Genomic DNA, 13,887 nt, shown 5'->3' on the forward strand with positions numbered 1-13,887 from the left:
CCCATAAGCACCCAGATTTTTATTTTTTAATCTGTCTACTTATAGGGGAGCATATCAGAATCATAGGGGTTTATTTTTTGTGGATTTTGCTAAATGAATACAACAAAGGAGTAGGACGATTGATTGATTTTTTAAATAGGTGGTACCAATTAATAAGCCAAACATACATTAATAGAAAGAAAGCGCTTTCTTAAGTTGGAGTAAAAGGGGTATAACAATGAGATTTCTACCTGTATTTACAATGGTCTTATTAATTATTGGTGGTTTAAATTGGTTGTTTGTTGCACTTGATTTTAATCTTGTTCAAGAGTTATTCGGATCCATGCCACAAGTTGTGACATTCGTTTACTGGTTAGTTGGATTATCTGCTATTTATCAACTATACACTCAATTTTTAAAAGGGAGATAAAGAATAAGAAAGCTGGGACATAAGTCTTTCAGTTGGTAATAGATCCGAACTATTGTAAGTTAAATCTTCTTGCTAGTTCGGATCTTTTTTTTGATTAAAAAAGTTTAAAAGAATAGTGAAATGGAGCGTAGGACACTCGACTCCTGCTCAAGCAGCGCACTGCATATCCTATAGACTTGAGTAAATCAATCACTTTCTACTACTTGTGCTTGTTAACTAGCAAAAAAGTTTATAAAAACAGCCTATGATCAACAAATATTCTTTTCATTTACTATCAATATACGTTAAAGTATACATAATAGTTTTTAAGAGATGAAGTGAAGTTTATGGAAAAAGAGTTATTTCATGAATTAGTAAAAGAAACTTTATTACCGTATTTGCAAATTTCAAGTGATCGTTTACATGAGCCAGTCGTTGTGACAAATACACCTCAGTACTGGAAATGCATTGGTGTAGGGAATTATGCTGCTGTATTTGAACATCAAGACTATGAAAATTGGGTTGTGAAAGTATATAGTAGAGAGCCTCAGCAAATTAAGCAAGAAGTAAAGGTGTATAAGCAGCTTGGTATTCATCCTGCTTATTCCGAATTAATTGGATATGGTGAAAATTATTTGATTTTGAAAAAGTTAAAAGGTGTAACGTTGTATGAAGCCGTGCATCAAGGCATTCCAATTCCTGAGCAGGTGATTAAAGATGTAAGTGAAGCGTTAGATTATGCGAGAAAACGTGGATTGAATCCGTTTGATATTCATGGGAAAAATGTGATGATGAAAGAAAACAGAGGATACGTTGTTGATGTATCTGACTTTTATAAGTCGGGAATTGATCGAAAATGGCGCGACTTAGTAAAAGCTTACTATAAAGTTTATGTACCATTTTTTTATAAATATAATATTCGAATTCCTTACTTTTTATTAAACGGTGTTAGACGGGGGTATCGTTTATATCGCACTATCAAACGGAAAAAGAATGTACACAAATAAACCGGTTCGCTCATTTCATCATGAGGAACCGGTTTATGTTTGGTTGAACAGCATTATACACATCTAAATAACTGCATCTCCTTTAAGATAGGTTTTAATCGAAACATAACGGTTGTGTACATTTCATGTTTATAGACAGATGTTAGTGCGCGGTTTAATTGAGAAGAGATAAAGAAGAGATCAATTTGTTTTTGAATGTAACGGTGTATTTGTCCATGATAAAACAGTTTCTTCTCTTGAATGTTAGTTTTAACCTCTTCGACGAGAGAGAACGTAAATTGTAAGATTGAGTGATCAAACGTACCACAATATTCTTCTACGGTCATAGTTGTACCTCCTTTATTTGTCAAGATGTTTAAGTGATATTTTACATTATCTTTACAATATTTTAATATAAGATTCAAAAAAAGCAATAGACATGACAAAAAAAGACAAAATAAATAGGTGATGTCAAGCTCAAAGTGTCTCGCTTTACATCACCTTTCGCATTTTTTGCATATTCATCCTCGTTTGGATGATGAGGATGTGTGTCCAATCTACATTTAGTTTATCTAGACTGTGCTGATAAAAAGTGACGGTTATGCACGGTTTCCATAATATCTTGAATAATCGTAGTCGACGCATGTTGTTGATGGATACGTTGAATAGCTTGTTTCATTGTTTGAAGCATGTGTTCACTTTGAAATAAAAATGATATGGCTTGATATACTTCTTCTGTTCGATGAGTAATAATAGCTGCTCCTTGTTGTTTAAAGAAGAGAGCGTTTGCCTTTTCTTGTCCTGGTGTCGGTTTGTAAAGAATAAGTGGAACCCCAATGGCTGAAGCTTCTGTTAAGGTAATTCCTCCTGGCTTTGTAATCATGAGTGAGGCAAGTCGATACAGCTCATCCACTTGTTCAACATAGCCGAAAACGTGTAAGTGAGTTGGAAATGATTGTTGAAGAACGTCGAGCTCTGCTTTTAATTCTCGATTTTTACCACATACGACAATAAGCTGACAGTCCTCGTTATGTAAAAGCATGCTACATAGCTTTTTTATGTTTTTTAGCACACCCAATGCACCGGCCATAATGAGAACCACTTTCTTTTCAGTATCGATGTTATATTTTTTTCTCAAATCGTTTGAGGCAGGTTGTTCAAACGATGCGCGAATGGGGATACCAGATACAACTACTGAATGGTGAGGAATATTCAAAGCGTGTAGCCTTTCTTTTACATGAGGAGACGCCACATAATATTTATCAATTTCGTGTTGTACCCACGTGTTATGAACACAATAATCTGTAATAATGTTAACGATTGGAATTGAAATGCCGGTTTTACGACGAAGAGCGGATACCGCTAAAACTGGAAATGTATTAATAATGACATCGGGTTGTTCCGTATCAATTAGATAACTCAGACGCTTTTGACCGATTTTTGTCACCCAATTAGCGACCTTTTTATTACATACTTTATCAAAGCCATGATAGCAAAAGGAATAAAAGGGTTTGCCTAAAGGTGTGTAACTTTTTAAGTACATTGATTCTGAAATTGATGTCAGGGTAGGGTAAGATTCTGAATAAATACTAGAGACAACAACATCCGCGTATTTATGATTTAGAAGCTCCTGCACTAAAGCTTTTGCGACTTGCACATGTCCATTTCCATACTCTGCTGTTAGTAATAAAAACTTTGGATGTTTCCTCAACGCTCATCACCTCATTGTGTATTTGGAATTCCTACTTGTTTCATTTTACTATGAGGGTTCTTTGTATAATGTAAAGCTTTTCTAAAGAATTTGTAAGAATGATGATAGGTGCCAAAAAGTCATTGTGTCACAGATTTGATAAAAATAGGCTGAGAGAGTGATAGAAAAAGAATAATAGAATGTAGTAAAATGATTGATGTAAGGTGATAAAGAATCTTCATTGAAAATAGTTCGATTTGTGAATTCTTTATTTTTCGAATTGTTAGTTAATTGAAAGGAAGGGTGTTTGTGTTTACATCCGTAATAGAGCAAAATTTATTTGAACATAAAGGGTCTAAAATTGTCATTGGTGACCAGGAGATAAAAGTCGTCGCTCGATATGAGCAACCGTTAATTGTTGTCCTTGATGAGGTGCTGACACATGAAGAGTGTGATACATTAGTGACGTTATCAAAAGATCGATTAAAGAGATCAAGAATAGGGGCAACAAGGGATATAAATGACATTCGCACAAGTAGTAGTATGTTTTTTGATGAAGATGAAAACGAATTCATACGAGATATCGAACAACGCATTGCAGCGCTTATGTGTGTGCCGATCGAACATGGAGAGGGAATTCAAATCCTTCATTACGAGCCAGCGCAACAATTTAAAGCGCATCATGACTACTTTGTACAAGGAAGTAGAGCTGCAGCGAATAATCGAATTAGTACACTCATCATGTACTTAAATGATGTGGAAGAAGGGGGCGAAACACTCTTTCCAAACTTGAATCTCTCCATTTCACCTCGAAAAGGCATGGCAGTGTACTTCGAATACTTTTACAATAATCCTTTGTTAAACGAACAAACACTTCATGCAGGCACACCTGTTAGTCAAGGTGAAAAGTGGGTGGCGACGCAATGGATGAGACGAAAGCCATATCGCTTGTAAAATAAATTAAAAAAAGAAAGGCACAAAGCATCAGGGCATGCTTTGTGCCTTTCTTTTTACATGTACAGCTATATACTAAGAGATTGCTTTTTTGGGAACACGATGTTGCAATTTCTTTAATAATTGCTCAAAGAACGGGAAAGAGTATTGTACGACGAGCCCAAGTGTTAATGTAACAATAATCGTTCCAATTCCAATTGCTCCTTGAAACAAAAATGCTAGCGTTAAAGCGAACCCTTCACTCATAATTCGAGACGTACGTAAATTTAATCCAAATCGCTTATGAATCGCTACCATTAATGTATCCATCGGACTTGCGGGAAACTTCGCTTGTAAGTATATGGCAATCCCAACACCCATTGTTAAAATACCAGTGACAAGGGAGACAATTTGTAAAGCTAATACGTTTGAAGATTGAACAATAGCTAACCAAAAATCAATTAACGCACCAATGAGCAAAATACTTCCTGCAGCTAGAAACTCTGGTCGTTTTTTTAATAAAAATGAGTTAATAAAAATTAAAACAATTCCATTTATAAAAACAAATGTTCCAACAGATAAACCAAACATTTGTGATTCACCAACTGCTAATGCATCCCAAGATGATGCGCCTAAATTTGATTTTATAATAAGCGCTACACCAAGCGTTAAAAGCAATAAACCAATTGAGAAAAATAATACTCGTTCTTTCATTCACGATCTCCTTATCTCTATTTATAGTGGTCGGTCGTCAGACCTCTTTAAACCGCTTACATATGAAATCATACTGAATGCTGAGCATAAAAGCAAGATGAAATAACTGTTAGTGAAAAAGTTTTGTTTAAAGGTTATTTTTTCGGGAATTAAACAAGCAACAACTTACAATCATTCACAGGAGGAGATTAATATGACACAAGTAAAAGTGCGTGAAGAGAAAAGTAGTAAACTTGTAAAAGGAATCGTGATCGGTGGTATTGTTGGAGGAGTCATTTCATTGTTAGACACGACAACGAGAAACCAAGTGAAAAATACTGCAGTAGATTTAAAAGAGTCATCAAAAGAAATCTTTGATGAAGTAAGAGAAAATCCAGGCGAAGTGAAAAACCAGATGATTACTCAGTTTACAAGTGCATCAGAAACATTAAAAAATGCGATTAATGATGCACAAAAACTGTACCAACGTATTAACAATGATGTGTTCGGAAAAGTAAACGACGTTGTAGAAATAACGAATGAGACTTTATCAACTGCGAAGCAAGCAACAGAAGAACTGAGTGAAATTGGTTCAAAAGTAAAAGAAGCAGGAGCCGAATTAACAGAACCTCTTTCCGATGATGAAGGTGAAAAGAAGCAGAACTCATCATTAAATCAAGGTGCACCGCCACATGTAAAGAACTTAGCAGTGAAAGAGCATAGTTACTCGTAAACGTAAAATAAGGCTGGGACATAAGTGTTTCAGTCGATAAGAAGAGGGTGTCCCAAAAGGTATAAACTTTTGGGCACCCTCTTTTTAGGTTAGCTTCTAAAATTAGTCCGTTGATTTCCGTTCCAGGCGCTTCGCTTTCCGCGGGGCTGGCGCTGAGCCTCCTCATCGCTTCGCTCTTGCGGGGTCTCACCTGACCAGCTGCGCCCGCAGGAGTCTTCGCGCCTTCCGCTCCAATCAACTCAGCTTACGATATTTTCTTGTACAAAAATTATAACACAAACCAGTTAACTCTTCCAATGGACATTCAAGTTTTGATTCCTCAACAACACCTGTTCCGATTAATCGATTATACAGTTGACCAGATGAACCCCAATCTTTTTTTATCTCTGTATCCTGGTGGAGGCCGCCCGCCTTACCATCCTCAAATGATGTTAAAAGTCATTCTCTATTGGGGAGAGAAACAGCTTTTCCAAAACGGATACCGATGCCACCTTCATGCGAATGAAAGAGGACCACATGATGAATGGCAAGTTGAAGCCCGGATACAATGTTCAAATTGGCACGGAAAATCAGTTCATCACCAACTTCAGCCTGCATCAACGGGCGGGGGACCTTGGCTGTTTGATTCCCCATTTGGATCTCTTGGAACAATATAACCGCCCGAAGCCAAAGGCCGTTATTGCCGACTCTGGTTATGGAAGTGAAGAAAACTATGCATATTGTGAAGAACGAGAAATAGAAGCGTACATTAAATACAATACTTTTGATAAAGAACAGACAAAGGCATGGAAAGCACAAATTGGTCGTGTTGAAAATATGGAGTATGACGAAGAGCTCGATGAATGGATTTGTGTAAACGGAAAACGCCTGACTTTCCAGTATGAGAGTCAAAGAAAGTCCGATAACGGTTACGATTCCGTGAAGCGCACATACCGCTGTACCGATTGTATGAACTGTCCGTTCCAAACAACCTGTGCCAAAGACAAAGATACAAAAATCGTACAGGTCTCAGTGAGAAACCACCAACAACGAAAAGAAGTTCGTGAACGCTTGGCCACGGAAGAAGGAAGCAAAAGATACAGGCAGCGAAAAATAGATGTAGAGCCTGTGTTTGGACAGATTAAGCACAATCGAGCGTTTAAGAGATTTGGGTTAAGAGGCCTATCCAAAAATACCACGGATTGGGGTCTTATTTGCGCTGCACACAATTTACTGAAGTGGGCAGCCAACAAAGAAAGCGAACAAAAATTAGTGTAATGAAGGGAAGGAATATCCCTCTTTCCCTTATAAACCCATCAAACCAAAACCCAGAAACTGGATGAAAAGTAAAAGAGGCGACTCTCAGATCGAATTTATTCAACCTTTTGAGTCAGCCTCATTTTTTGATTAAAAAACCCTCATTTTTTGATTAAAAAACCAGTTTAAAAGAATAGTGGAATGGAGCGTAGGACACTCGACTCCTGCAGGAAATAGAGGAAAGGCTGAGACCCCGCAGGAACGAGGAGGCTCAGGTTCCTCCCCGCGGAAAGCGGGTGGCTGAAGCGAAATGGAACGAACTTGTTGTTGTAACATAACGATGACAGAAACGTTATTGTTCGTTTTTGAGAAGGCATCATTTCGTTATGTCCCACTCTCATTTTATCCTAGCTATTTGATGAGTCGTAATGTACAAAAGTGTAAAATCCATAATAAGCAAAAGTTAATCATAAATCCGATTGGTAAAAGAATAGGTTTCGTTAACCAAATCAAATGTAAAAAACTGGTGAAGAATGCTACGATCGCAAATTCTAGGTGTAGGAAGAAAGAAGAATTCGCTAACTCAAACAGTTCATCTAATACGGAATTTGTTTCATCAGTCATCTGCTTTTTAGAAAAACGAACCATGCATTTTCCTCCTTTATTGTGATCATTATCTTCTCCTAGATAACAAGCTTTTAGCCAGTGGGAGTATTGTTAGTATATGAAAAATAACTGTTGTCTTATGTAACGTATTCACTTGAAATCCGTCATTATATAGAGAAAAGTATAAGATGAAGGAGGACGGCTACTTGAATAAACGATTGATCGTAAGGAGTATGATAAGCTTGTGGATAGGTATGAGTATTTTAGTCATCACCGGATGTGGACGAACTTTGACTAGTGAATCACCGATAGACGAAATGAACGGAGGGGAACAAATGACGGAGCAACTACTAGGGGATGCGATTATTTCAAATGAGAAAAATGGCAGCGTGAAAATAGTGTACACGGTTAAAAATCAATCTGAAGAAGACGTGGAATTAACATTTCCAAATGGGTTGAAAGCAGATTATATTTTGTATGATGAAGCAGGGAATAAAAAAGCGAAATATTCAGAAGATGTTTTTACCACAATGGCAGTCGAACACCTCACATTGCATCCGGAAGAAGAGCTTACCCATGAATTTGTGATTCGTCACCTAAAAAGTGGCACTTATTCCGTTACCCTCTTTTTAAATGTAGCGGGAAAGAAGGGGAAGGTGACCAAGAGCTTTACGATTTAAGCATACGCAAAAAGCTGACTGCACACGTTAGTCGTAGACGGTCAGCTTTGGTTTCATTTATAACGTTTCACCATCTAACTTCTCTGTTAACTCGACATCGTGTTCTTTCGCTAACTTTTTAATATCAGCTTGATAGTCTCTCATATGCTTTCGTGCTTGATCTAGCATACTGTTTGCTTCTTCAATTAATTGACGATCTTGTTCTTCAAGAGCAGTCACCATTTTGACAAAAGCATTGTATTGAATGTTTGCTCCTTTAATGTACCCTTCATGAATGTTTCGTAATTCATCAGTTTCCATCTCAATCGCTTCTAACTCTTTAATAAACTCATTGTAAGTTGGAATGATTTCATTGTTAAGAGCGTCATATAAAACAAAGTCATCTGTGTAATTAACACCGGTTACACGATCGTAGGAACCGATTGCTTTTGCTTCTAACTCAAATACAGCTGGAATGTCGTCGTTTATATACGTAATCAAATCATCTTGTACAGGATCACTCAAACAGCCAGTTAGTAGTAACGCGGTCATGAAAAATGGAATAAGCCATTTCTTTTTCAACAAACCACCTCCATTTTTCAGTGTATGAAGGCCCGCAAGTCCAGTAGTACGATGTCCATTGGAGATTCATAAACATACAGTTGTATCAATCGAACATACATTAAGTAATGAAGAAAAAGACACATGAAAAGAAAATAAAGACATAGTGAATGAGAGTTGGTTGCTACGAGAAATAGTAGCGATACCCCTTGTCTATAAGTATCTTTTAGAATCTTTCATCACGTATTCTACTTAATTTTCAAAAAAGATTTTATCTATATTATAGTGAAAAAATACTATTGATAAATCTATAAATATAAAATATTATGTATAAGTAATCGAAATTATGGTGGGGTATTGAAAGGAGTATGACAAGAAATGAAGAAAGCTAGTATACTAGTTGCCGTTATTTTTACAATGTTATGTGCGTCTGTTGCTTCTGCGCACGGACCTATAAAAGGAAAGCAAAGTGGACAAGTCGCTTATAAGCATATGGCTTACATATCTGAAACAATTGGAACACGTGTAATGGGAACGGAGAAAGAAAAAGAAACGAGTGAGTATATCCAACGTAAATTACGTAAATTAGGCTATGATACAGAAGTGCAGCCGTTTACATTTACGAGAAAAGGGACGAGCATTTCATCGGAAAATGTAATAGCGACGAAAAAAGGAAAGTCTAAAAAAGAACTAATTGTTGGGGCTCATTACGACTCTGTTGCAACTGCGAAGGGTGCAGATGATAATGCGTCAAGTGTTGGAGTCATTTTAGAAACAGCAAAAGCATTGCAAAAGAAAAAGACACCATACACGATTAAATTCGTTTTATTTGGTGCTGAAGAAGGTGGCTTAAACGGATCGAACTATTATGTATCGCAAATGTCTGAAAAAGAGAAAAACAATACGGTTGCGATGATTAATTTAGATAGTTTAGTAGCTGGCGATTATATGTATGTATATGGAAGTAAAGAAGAAAAAGGTTGGGTTCGAGATCACGCATTAAAGATTGCTGATAAGAAAAAACTAGACTTAACCACAAACCCAGGAGTAAATCCAGAATATCCAAAAGGAACCACAGGTGACTGGAGTGATCATGCTCCATTTGAAAAAGCCGGTATTCCAATTGCTTATTTTGAAGCAACAAATTGGGAAATCGGTGATCAAGACGGATATACACAAACAGTTAAACACGGAGCGATTTGGCATACGGAAAAAGATAACATTTCCTTTTTAGAAAAAGAATTTCCTGGTCGTATCGAAGAAAGGCTCCATACATTTACGACAGTATTAACGGAGCTGTTAGTAAGCGTGAAAAAAGAAAAATAATAAGCAGTACGATGGGACATAAGTCTTTTAGCTAATGATAGATTCGAACGATCATGAGTTTTTTAATCGTTCGGATTTTTTTGTTGGGTTGGAAAACAAGGGTAAAAAATAGTGGAATGGAGCGTAGGGAACTATCTAGTATAGTAGCGCTTTAATTGGGTAGTTTGATAACTTTCTAAAATGTGGAAAAATGTAATTGACCTGTTTCGTGCAATCGCATACAATGAGTATAGTTATTAGTTTATTTAGAAAATTCAAAAGAGGTTATCTCATGCTAGAAGATGTAAGCAGACGTATAGGGAAAAACGCCATTTTACTAGCGTTTACGAATGAAGAGGGAGAGCTTCTTCTAAAAGAGGAATTAACAAAATTAAATTGGTCCTACTGTCAAGGTAAAGTCGGTGCGATGGAGTTGCAAAAAATTGTGGCGGCCATTGAAACATCTGCCAAAAGACAAGGTATTGTGAATGCAGACGTTTATCGAGAAATGCATGCGTTGTATCATGCCATTTTAGAAGCGGTTCACGGCATTACAAGAGGACAGGTCGAGTTAGGTGGATTGTTGCGCACAGCTGGTTTGCGCTTTTCAATTGTCCGCGGTAGACCCTATGAAAAGCAAGCAGAAGGTGAATGGATTGCGGTTGCGCTTTATGGAACAATCGGAGCGCCTGTTCGAGGATTTGAACACGAAGCAATCGGATTAGGAATCAATCATATTTAATAAAAGCCTAGAGTTTATTAGTTAAAGAGGGGGCTATATTGCAGACGGGATACGTCTGTCAATATAGCCTCCTCTTTTATTTTTTAGAGAAGAGGTGCATACAATGGTTGTATTGACAGGTGAAACATTAACCGTATCACAAGTGAAACAAGTGTTATATGACGATGCATTTGTAAGTGCATCAGTAGATAGCTTAAAGAGAGTAGAGAAAAGTCGAGAAGCTGTGGAACGAATCGTCGATCAGAAGAAAGTTGTATACGGCATTACGACTGGTTTCGGAAAGTTTAGCGATGTACTCATTGATTCTCAAGATGTTGAAGCTTTGCAATGGAATCTTATTCATTCGCATGCATGCGGAGTGGGAGAGCCGTTTCCAGAAGTGGTATCAAGAGCAATGGTCCTATTGCGGGCAAATGCTTTATTAAAAGGATTTTCAGGTGTTCGACCAGTGGTCATTGATCGGCTTTTAGAATTAGTAAATGCTCACATTCACCCGGTTATTCCTCAACAAGGTTCGCTAGGTGCAAGTGGAGATTTAGCGCCACTGTCACATTTAGCGCTCGTTTTGATGGGAGAAGGTGAAGTGTTTTATAAAGGTGAGAAACGACATGCACTTGATGCGCTAACAAAAGAACAGATTGAGCCGCTCACCTTGAAAGCGAAAGAAGGGCTCGCATTAATTAATGGGACGCAAGCGATGACTGCGATGGGGATTGTGAATTACATTGAAGCCGAACAATTGGCGTATCAAGTCGATGCAGTCGCTGCACTGACACTTGAAGGATTGCAAGGAATTGAAGATGCGTTTGACCCTCGGGTTCATGAAGTACGAGGGTACCGTCAGCAATGTGATGTAGCGGCGAGAATATGTCAAATGATTGCAGGAAGCAAGTTAACAACAAAGCAAGGTGAATTACGCGTTCAAGATGCTTATTCATTACGATGTATCCCTCAAGTTCACGGCGCTTCATGGCAAGCTCTTGATTATGTGAAAGAAAAACTTGAAATTGAAATGAATGCTGCAACGGATAATCCGCTTATCTTTGATGAAGGAGAGACTGTGATTTCAGGAGGGAATTTCCATGGTCAGCCAATTGCGTTTGCGATGGATTTTATGAAAATCGCCGTGGCTGAACTTGCGAACATTTCGGAACGACGCATTGAGCGTCTTGTGAATCCACAGCTAAATGATTTACCACCGTTTTTAAGTCCCGTACCTGGCTTACAATCAGGTGCAATGATTATGCAATATTGCGCAGCATCTCTCGTATCTGAAAATAAAACACTTGCTCATCCCGCTAGTGTAGATTCAATCCCATCGTCTGCTAATCAAGAAGATCACGTTAGTATGGGAACGATTGGTTCGCGTCATGCGCATCAAATTATTCAAAATGTCCGTCGCGTTGTTGCAATTGAATTAATTTGTGCTCTTCAAGCAGTCGAATATCGGGGAATTGATCAGATGGCGTCATTCACAAGAGCGGTGTATGACGAAGTTCGCAACGTCATTCCGAGCATTACACAAGACCGTGTATTCTCAAAAGATATTGAGAAAGCAGCAAGTTGGTTAAAAGATGTGAACTGGCAATCCATGATAAAAAAACATTTACCAATGAATGAAATAAAGGGGGAAGTACAATGACACAGAAAACGTCTAGAAACGTAAGAGCGAAAAAAGGAGTAGAAATTGAATGTAAAGGTTGGGAACAAGAAGCGGTATTACGCATGCTATATAACAACTTGGATCCAGAAGTAGCCGAAAAGCCGGAAGAATTAGTCGTATATGGAGGAATTGGAAAAGCCGCGCGTAATTGGGAGTCGTTTGATGCGATTGTGGCGACACTTCGTGAATTAGAAAGTGATGAAACCATGCTTGTTCAGTCAGGAAAACCAGTCGCTGTATTTAAAACGCATAAACATGCACCGCGCGTTTTACTATCGAATTCTGTTCTTGTACCAAAGTGGGCTAACTGGGAGCACTTCCATGAGCTTGATCAAAAAGGACTGATGATGTACGGCCAAATGACAGCAGGAAGCTGGATTTATATTGGGACACAAGGGATTTTACAAGGAACATACGAAACCTTCGCAGCACTTGCGAAAAAGCATTTTGGTGGTTCATTAAAAGGCACACTTACATTAACAGCTGGTTTAGGAGGAATGGGTGGGGCTCAGCCGCTTGCTGTCACGATGAATGAGGGAGTTGTCATTGCAGTAGATGTTGATTCAGACCGTATTCAAAAACGACTTGATACAAACTATTGTGACCGCATGACAAATTCGTTAGATGAAGCGTTAATGTGGGCGCTTGAAGCGAAGAAAAACGGAGAAGCTCTTTCAATCGGCCTCGTTGGAAATGCCGCAGAAGTACATCACAGATTACTAGAAAAAGGGATTAAGATTGATATTGTAACGGATCAAACATCTGCTCACGATCCATTAAACGGTTATGTACCAGAAGGAATGACAGTAGAAGAAGCCGATACTCTTCGAAAAGCAAACGTGAAAGAGTATGTGCAAAAATCAAAAGCAAGTATGGCAAACCATGTAAAAGCTATGCTTACGTTTCAAGAGCGCGGTGCGATTGTGTTTGATTACGGAAACAACATTCGTCAAGTTGCGCTAGATGAAGGGGTTGAGCAAGCTTTTAACTTCCCTGGGTTCGTTCCTGCGTACATTCGTCCGTTGTTCTGCGAAGGAAAAGGACCGTTTCGTTGGGCCGCGTTATCAGGAGATCCAGCAGACATTTACCGCACCGATGAGCTTGTAAAAGAGTTGTTCCCACACAATGAACCACTTTTACGCTGGATTGAGATGGCAAAAGAGAAAGTGAGTTTTCAAGGACTTCCATCACGTATTTGTTGGTTGGGGTATGGTGAGCGTGTCAAAATGGGGCTAGCGATTAATGAATTAGTACGTAAAGGAGAGCTAAAAGCACCGATTGTCATTGGGCGTGACCACCTCGATTGTGGGTCTGTGACGTCACCAAATCGTGAAACAGAAGCGATGAAAGATGGCAGTGACGCTGTAGGTGATTGGGCTGTGTTAAATGCGCTTATTAATACTGCAGCAGGTGGCTCGTGGATCTCATTCCATCACGGTGGGGGCGTTGGAATGGGCTATTCGCTTCACGCAGGCATGGTTGTCGTAGCCGATGGAACAGATTTAGCACAAGAGCGTCTAGAGCGCGTATTAACGACAGATCCTGGAATGGGTGTTGTACGGCACGTTGATGCAGGTTATGAGAAAGCCATTGAAGTAGCAGATGAGATGGACATGACCATTCCAATGAAAAAGTACGGAAAGGAGTCATAACGTGAAACTGGATCTTTTACTTACAAACATAGGGCAATTA

At 38.5% G+C, this 13,887-nt stretch carries 14 protein-coding genes and 1 pseudogene; 10 read left to right on the forward strand and 5 right to left on the reverse strand.

Annotation, left to right across the window (positions count from 1 at the left end; genetic code table 11):
- The first annotated feature begins 217 nt into the window (after positions 1-217).
- Together DIS06_RS14780 and DIS06_RS14785 are read left to right on the forward strand one after the other, a co-directional pair.
- Complete coding sequence (locus DIS06_RS14780; protein WP_110114007.1) at positions 218-409, forward strand: DUF378 domain-containing protein; 192 nt, start codon at positions 218-220, stop codon at positions 407-409.
- A 326-nt stretch (positions 410-735) separates the two neighbouring features.
- A complete protein-coding gene (locus DIS06_RS14785; protein WP_110114008.1) occupies positions 736-1,395 on the forward strand; it encodes a serine/threonine-protein kinase in 660 nt (219 codons plus the stop codon).
- A gap of 53 nt (positions 1,396-1,448) precedes the next feature.
- Here the strand turns inward: DIS06_RS14785 and DIS06_RS14790 are convergent, their stop codons facing one another.
- Positions 1,449-1,721, reverse strand: a complete 273-nt coding sequence (locus DIS06_RS14790; protein ID WP_110114009.1) for a hypothetical protein — start codon at positions 1,719-1,721, stop codon at positions 1,449-1,451.
- A gap of 221 nt (positions 1,722-1,942) precedes the next feature.
- Complete coding sequence (locus DIS06_RS14795) at positions 1,943-3,085, reverse strand: MGDG synthase family glycosyltransferase (RefSeq protein WP_110114010.1); 1,143 nt, start codon at positions 3,083-3,085, stop codon at positions 1,943-1,945.
- A gap of 288 nt (positions 3,086-3,373) precedes the next feature.
- Here DIS06_RS14795 and DIS06_RS14800 point away from each other — a divergent pair, with 288 nt between their 5' ends.
- Entirely contained in the window at positions 3,374-4,018 is a 645-nt protein-coding gene (locus DIS06_RS14800; protein WP_239422073.1) for a 2OG-Fe(II) oxygenase, read from the forward strand.
- A 75-nt stretch (positions 4,019-4,093) separates the two neighbouring features.
- On the opposite strand, the gene DIS06_RS14805 is transcribed toward DIS06_RS14800, so the two are convergent.
- The gene (locus DIS06_RS14805) at positions 4,094-4,711 is read right to left on the reverse strand and encodes a YczE/YyaS/YitT family protein (RefSeq protein WP_110114012.1); all 618 of its coding nucleotides are present in this window, start codon (positions 4,709-4,711) and stop codon (positions 4,094-4,096) included.
- Positions 4,712-4,904: 193 nt separating this feature from the next.
- On the opposite strand from DIS06_RS14805, the gene DIS06_RS14810 reads away from it, so the two are divergent.
- Both DIS06_RS14810 and DIS06_RS14815 read left to right on the forward strand, forming a co-directional pair.
- Positions 4,905-5,423, forward strand: coding sequence for a YtxH domain-containing protein (locus tag DIS06_RS14810; RefSeq protein ID WP_110114013.1), 519 nt, complete (start codon positions 4,905-4,907; stop codon positions 5,421-5,423).
- Positions 5,424-5,876: 453 nt separating this feature from the next.
- Positions 5,877-6,680 (forward strand): annotated as a pseudogene (locus tag DIS06_RS14815) (transposase); the annotation flags it as partial.
- Positions 6,681-7,070: 390 nt separating this feature from the next.
- Here DIS06_RS14815 and DIS06_RS14820 read toward each other — a convergent pair.
- Complete coding sequence (locus DIS06_RS14820) at positions 7,071-7,307, reverse strand: hypothetical protein (RefSeq protein WP_110114014.1); 237 nt, start codon at positions 7,305-7,307, stop codon at positions 7,071-7,073.
- A 164-nt stretch (positions 7,308-7,471) separates the two neighbouring features.
- Between DIS06_RS14820 and DIS06_RS14825 the strand changes: the two genes are divergently transcribed.
- Positions 7,472-7,945: a BsuPI-related putative proteinase inhibitor gene (locus DIS06_RS14825; RefSeq protein ID WP_162595984.1), complete on the forward strand. Its 474-nt coding sequence runs from the start codon at positions 7,472-7,474 to the stop codon at positions 7,943-7,945.
- 57 nt (positions 7,946-8,002) lie between these two features.
- On the opposite strand, the gene DIS06_RS14830 is transcribed toward DIS06_RS14825, so the two are convergent.
- Positions 8,003-8,506, reverse strand: a complete 504-nt coding sequence (locus DIS06_RS14830; protein ID WP_239422075.1) for a hypothetical protein — start codon at positions 8,504-8,506, stop codon at positions 8,003-8,005.
- Between the two features lie 357 nt (positions 8,507-8,863).
- On the opposite strand from DIS06_RS14830, the gene DIS06_RS14835 reads away from it, so the two are divergent.
- The 4 genes from DIS06_RS14835 to hutU all read left to right on the forward strand — a co-directional run bounded on the left by DIS06_RS14835 (position 8,864) and on the right by hutU (position 13,847).
- Positions 8,864-9,811: a M20/M25/M40 family metallo-hydrolase gene (locus DIS06_RS14835; protein ID WP_110114016.1), complete on the forward strand. Its 948-nt coding sequence runs from the start codon at positions 8,864-8,866 to the stop codon at positions 9,809-9,811.
- A gap of 271 nt (positions 9,812-10,082) precedes the next feature.
- Entirely contained in the window at positions 10,083-10,532 is a 450-nt protein-coding gene (gene hutP, locus DIS06_RS14840; protein WP_110114017.1) for a histidine utilization transcription antiterminator HutP, read from the forward strand.
- 103 nt (positions 10,533-10,635) lie between these two features.
- Positions 10,636-12,174: a histidine ammonia-lyase gene (gene hutH, locus DIS06_RS14845; protein ID WP_110114018.1), complete on the forward strand. Its 1,539-nt coding sequence runs from the start codon at positions 10,636-10,638 to the stop codon at positions 12,172-12,174.
- Entirely contained in the window at positions 12,171-13,847 is a 1,677-nt protein-coding gene (gene hutU, locus DIS06_RS14850; protein WP_110114019.1) for a urocanate hydratase, read from the forward strand. The genes hutH and hutU overlap by 4 nt, the downstream gene beginning before the upstream one ends.
- Positions 13,848-13,887: the final 40 nt, after the last annotated feature.

The sequence above is a fragment of the Bacillus sp. CGMCC 1.16541 genome (assembly GCF_003184905.1).
Taxonomy (GTDB): domain Bacteria; phylum Bacillota; class Bacilli; order Bacillales; family Bacillaceae_H; genus Priestia.

What these genes read in the sequence shown, in the direction of transcription:
- DIS06_RS14780 (WP_110114007.1), top strand. Translation starts at nt 218, where the DNA reads ATGAGATTTCTACCTGTATTTACAATGGTCTTATTAATTATTGGTGGT.
- DIS06_RS14785 (WP_110114008.1), top strand. Translation starts at nt 736, where the DNA reads ATGGAAAAAGAGTTATTTCATGAATTAGTAAAAGAAACTTTATTACCG.
- DIS06_RS14790 (WP_110114009.1), bottom strand. Translation starts at nt 1,721, where the DNA reads ATGACCGTAGAAGAATATTGTGGTACGTTTGATCACTCAATCTTACAA.
- DIS06_RS14805 (WP_110114012.1), bottom strand. Translation starts at nt 4,711, where the DNA reads ATGAAAGAACGAGTATTATTTTTCTCAATTGGTTTATTGCTTTTAACG.
- DIS06_RS14810 (WP_110114013.1), top strand. Translation starts at nt 4,905, where the DNA reads ATGACACAAGTAAAAGTGCGTGAAGAGAAAAGTAGTAAACTTGTAAAA.
- DIS06_RS14820 (WP_110114014.1), bottom strand. Translation starts at nt 7,307, where the DNA reads ATGGTTCGTTTTTCTAAAAAGCAGATGACTGATGAAACAAATTCCGTA.
- DIS06_RS14835 (WP_110114016.1), top strand. Translation starts at nt 8,864, where the DNA reads ATGAAGAAAGCTAGTATACTAGTTGCCGTTATTTTTACAATGTTATGT.
- hutP (WP_110114017.1), top strand. Translation starts at nt 10,083, where the DNA reads ATGCTAGAAGATGTAAGCAGACGTATAGGGAAAAACGCCATTTTACTA.
- hutH (WP_110114018.1), top strand. Translation starts at nt 10,636, where the DNA reads ATGGTTGTATTGACAGGTGAAACATTAACCGTATCACAAGTGAAACAA.
- hutU (WP_110114019.1), top strand. Translation starts at nt 12,171, where the DNA reads ATGACACAGAAAACGTCTAGAAACGTAAGAGCGAAAAAAGGAGTAGAA.